The sequence below is a fragment of the Flammeovirga sp. OC4 genome, from assembly GCF_000812565.1.
Classification (GTDB): domain Bacteria; phylum Bacteroidota; class Bacteroidia; order Cytophagales; family Flammeovirgaceae; genus Flammeovirga.
In genome coordinates this window covers 1-902 of record NZ_JTAM01000131.1, presented here as the reverse complement: position 1 = coordinate 902, position 902 = coordinate 1, and the positions used below count along the sequence as shown (strand labels likewise).

The 902-nt window shown below is 34.5% G+C and carries 3 protein-coding genes; all 3 read left to right on the top strand.

Annotated features, from left to right (window positions below; genetic code table 11):
- Positions 1–109: 109 nt before the first annotated feature.
- Positions 110–406 carry a hypothetical protein gene (locus PL77_RS29380; protein WP_044213466.1) on the top strand — a complete coding sequence of 99 codons (297 nt, stop codon included), beginning with the start codon at positions 110–112 and terminating at the stop codon, positions 404–406.
- A gap of 3 nt (positions 407–409) precedes the next feature.
- Positions 410–694 (top strand): hypothetical protein, encoded by a 285-nt coding sequence (locus PL77_RS29375; RefSeq protein ID WP_044213464.1) that lies wholly within the window; start codon positions 410–412, stop codon positions 692–694.
- A gap of 1 nt (position 695) precedes the next feature.
- Positions 696–902 (top strand): hypothetical protein (locus tag PL77_RS32345; RefSeq protein ID WP_216595957.1); only part of this gene is annotated, 207 nt, incomplete at its 3' end.

The following is a 902-nucleotide window of genomic DNA, read 5'->3' as shown; positions in this document are numbered from 1 at the left end:
GCTCCAATTGTTGCTTCAGACGGTGGAGCTAGTTTTAAAACAGCTTTAATACAGTCATTATCGACTTCTAAAAGTGATTTAAAGAATCTTGAAAATAAATATTTCACACATGGGACATGATATACTACTCGACGAGGACGGTGACTTACTCATTGTCAATGGAGACTTTGTAATAGGTGAGTCTGATGAACAAAATGTAAGACTGAATATTGAATCAAACAAAGGTGATTGGAAGGAATTCCCCACGGCAGGCTTTGGTATTGAAAATTATATCAACTCTGTACAGAACAAAACCAAGTTCTCTTCTGATCTCGCTAAAGCTCTGGACGAAGACGGCTATCAGCTTGAAGACTTAAACCTTGATCAGGGTATTGAAAATTTCGAATTGAATTTTAAACGCAAGTAAAAAATGACAGTAAATGCATTGCAGGATATCGCAAAAGACAAAGAAACCACCTTAGTAGTGAGGTTACTGATTTCAATATTAGTCATCTGTATCATCGCTATTTGCGTGATGGCAAACTTCATCATTGAAAGCAATACTATGGTAACAAGTGCTTTGATTCAACAGTCAGAAACAAACAGAGCCATTGTAAAATTACTGGAGGGTGATAAGCAAGATGAAAAAGAGTTTCAAGACAAATTATTCATTCGGTTAGATGATCTATTCGAAGAAATTCAAAAAAGAAATTAAAATGAACTTTTTATTAAACAGTTTAAGCTTTCTCAAAAAGCATTGGAAGGGAGCGTCTATCCTTTCTTTACTATTGACTTGTAGCATTCTTTTTAGCCTGAATGCTGATAAGTCCAAAGAACTTAAAGAAGTGTATAAGGCTTCAAACCTCTTTAAAACTTGTCTGATTGAATCAGAAAAACAATATAACTTGGAGGTAAAAAAAGTG

Excerpts from the sequence above, each read along its gene's own strand:
- PL77_RS29380 (WP_044213466.1), top strand. The coding sequence starts at position 110 with ATGGGACATGATATACTACTCGACGAGGACGGTGACTTACTCATTGTC.
- PL77_RS29375 (WP_044213464.1), top strand. The coding sequence starts at position 410 with ATGACAGTAAATGCATTGCAGGATATCGCAAAAGACAAAGAAACCACC.